Genomic DNA, 2,492 nt, shown 5'->3' on the forward strand with positions numbered 1-2,492 from the left:
ATTCTTTGAGCGAAACAAAAAAAGCGGCGTCTTCCTTTCGGGAGACGCCGCTGCAGTGCATGTCTGTGGTCGGGATCAGGTAAGGCTGTTGCCGAAGCCCTTGGCCGGGGTTCCGCCCGCCACCGGTCCTTTGCCGCCGCCCTGGAGTTCGCTGATCTGGGCGTTGAGCTGGGCGATCTCGGATTCTTTTGCTTGTATTTCTTTCTGTTTCTGTTCTTCGGGGAGGTTGCTTTGCTTGATCTCATCGATCTCACGCTTCAGCTGTTCAATGCGGTCCTTGAGCCGCTCGATGAGTTGCTCCTCGGGCGTGCTGCCGCCAGAGCCGGATTCGCCGGCTTTTTCGGCTGCGAGTGCTTTGGCTTCGGGGGATATGGAGAGGGTGTCGCCCTTATTGATGGCGAGGCCGCCGGATTCGTTGTCTTCTTTGCCGGAGAGTTCGAAACCCTTACCGTTGCCGCCGAGTTGCGAGAGTGAAGTGAGTCCGCTTTCTATCTTCATGGCATACTCCGTTTTAGTCTATGCCTCTCTATCGGAGGGAAAATGGAAACCTTTAGATATAGGGCGAGGAATATTTGTCCGTCAGATTTTGAATAAGAGGCTGGCTTGACGGCAGGAAGCCTTGAATCCGAGGGCGTCGTAAATCTTGCTCATGTCGAGGGATTCGCGGACCACGCTGGCGAGGTGGTCCAGTGAGGCTTCGAGGTCGTAGGTGGTCTGCGGGTATTCCAGCGGGGCGAGGCCCTTGTTGATGCGGAGCTGGTCGATGAACCAGCGGCGGAACTCGTCGGAGTCGAAGAGGCCGTGGAGGTAGGTCCCCCATACGTTGCCCTCGGGCGTGCCGAAACCGAGGGCGTGGCCTTCGCTGTTGCGAAGCGTCACTCGAAGCTCTTTTGAGAGCGGGGTGGTCTCGCCGTGATGGATTTCGTAGCCGTGGACGCGCATGCCGCTTCGGCAGTGCTGGCCGTAGGTGCGCTTGAGGGTTTTCTCCTGCGCCAGTTCGGTGCGCACCGGGAGCAGGCTGAAGCCTTCCTGCCGGATGGTGTCGGATTCGAGCCCGTAGGGTCGTCGATGTGTTTGCCGAGCATCTGGAAGCCGCCGCAAATGCCGACGATGCGCGTTCTGCCGTTGTTGGCGAGTGAACGGATGGCTGCGGCCATGCCTGCGCCCTTGAGCGTTTTCATGTCCGGCACGGTGGATTTGCTGCCGGGGATGATGACCGCGTCTGGTTCGCCAAGCTCCAGCGCGCTGGAGACGACGCGAACGCGCACGTCCGGTTCGGCGTAGAGCGGGTCGATGTCGTTGAAATTCGAGATGCGGGGCAGGTCTATCACTGCGATGTCCACGCACTGGTCGTCCGGGAAGCGGTTCTCGTTGTCGGGCCTGAAACCGTTCTTGAAGGCCACGGAGTCTTCCTCGGGCAGGCCGAGGTTCTGGATGTAGGGGACCGTGCCCACCACCGGCTTGCCGGTGTTTTCGAAGACGAAACCGAAGGCCGGGTCCAGAAGCGTGGGGTCGCCGCGGAAACGGTTGATGACGAAGCCGGAGACGAGGTCTCGCTCCCACGGGTCGAGCAGGTTCATGGTTCCCACCAGCGAGGCGAACACGCCGCCGCGGTCTATGTCGCCCGCAAGCAGCACGTTGGCCCCGGCGTACCGGGCCATGTTCATGTTGACGATGTCATGGTGTTTGAGGTTGATCTCGGCCGGGCTGCCCGCGCCTTCGAGCACCATGATGTCGGATTCGTTGGCCAGCGAGTCGTAGGCCGCCTTGACCGCTTCCCATGCGCGCGGCTTGTACTGCACGTATTCGCGTACACTCATGTTGCCTACGGGGCGGCCCATGACGATGACCTGCGAGCCCGTGTCCGAGCCGGGTTTGAGGAGCACCGGGTTCATACGCACGTCCGGCTTGAGACGCGAGGCCGCGGCCTGCGTGACCTGCGCCCGGCCCATTTCGCAGCCGTCGTCGGTGACGAACGAGTTGAGCGACATGTTCTGAGCCTTGAAGGGGGATACGCGGTAGCCATCCTGAAGGAAGATGCGGCAGAGGGCGGCGGCCAGCACGCTCTTGCCCGCGTCGGAGCCGGTGCCCTGCAGCATGATGGCCGGGGTGCGGCGTTCACGCTTGACAAGCGGGGGACGCTCCACGCCGCAGGCCCGTTTCATGGCCCGCACCAGCCGGTCGTTTTCTTCTTCGGTGCGCACGGCCACACGAAACCAGCGGTCATCGAGGCCGTGGTAGTTGCCGCACAGCCGGATGGCCACCCGGTCCTTGATGAGTTTTTCCTGCAGGGGCTTGGCGTCGCCGCCGATGCGTTCCAGCTTGCAGAGCAGGAAGTTGGCCTCGGACGGCTGGATGACCAGTCCCGGAACCTCGCGCAGTCCGGCGATGAGGTTTTCCCGAAGCATCTTCGTGTGGTCGCGGGTGCGGGCGGCATAGACCGTATCGCGCAGGCAGCGGGCGCCCACGCGCTGGGCCAGCGTGTTCACGGA

1 protein-coding gene and 1 pseudogene are annotated in these 2,492 nt (G+C 62.3%); both read right to left on the reverse strand.

The window, feature by feature from the left end; all coding sequences use genetic code 11:
- Positions 1-75: 75 nt before the first annotated feature.
- The gene (locus tag JCM12178_RS17195; RefSeq protein WP_054653196.1) at positions 76-498 is read right to left on the reverse strand and encodes a FlxA-like family protein; all 423 of its coding nucleotides are present in this window, start codon (positions 496-498) and stop codon (positions 76-78) included.
- A gap of 81 nt (positions 499-579) precedes the next feature.
- A pseudogene (locus JCM12178_RS17200) lies at positions 580-2,165 on the reverse strand (cobyric acid synthase).
- Between the last annotated feature and the right edge of the window lie 327 nt (positions 2,166-2,492).

Origin of the sequence: Salidesulfovibrio brasiliensis JCM 12178, assembly GCF_001311825.1 — a bacterium.
Taxonomy (GTDB): Bacteria; Desulfobacterota; Desulfovibrionia; order Desulfovibrionales; family Desulfovibrionaceae; genus Pseudodesulfovibrio; species Pseudodesulfovibrio brasiliensis.

Excerpts from the sequence above, each read along its gene's own strand:
- JCM12178_RS17195 (WP_054653196.1), bottom strand. The coding sequence starts at position 498 with ATGAAGATAGAAAGCGGACTCACTTCACTCTCGCAACTCGGCGGCAAC.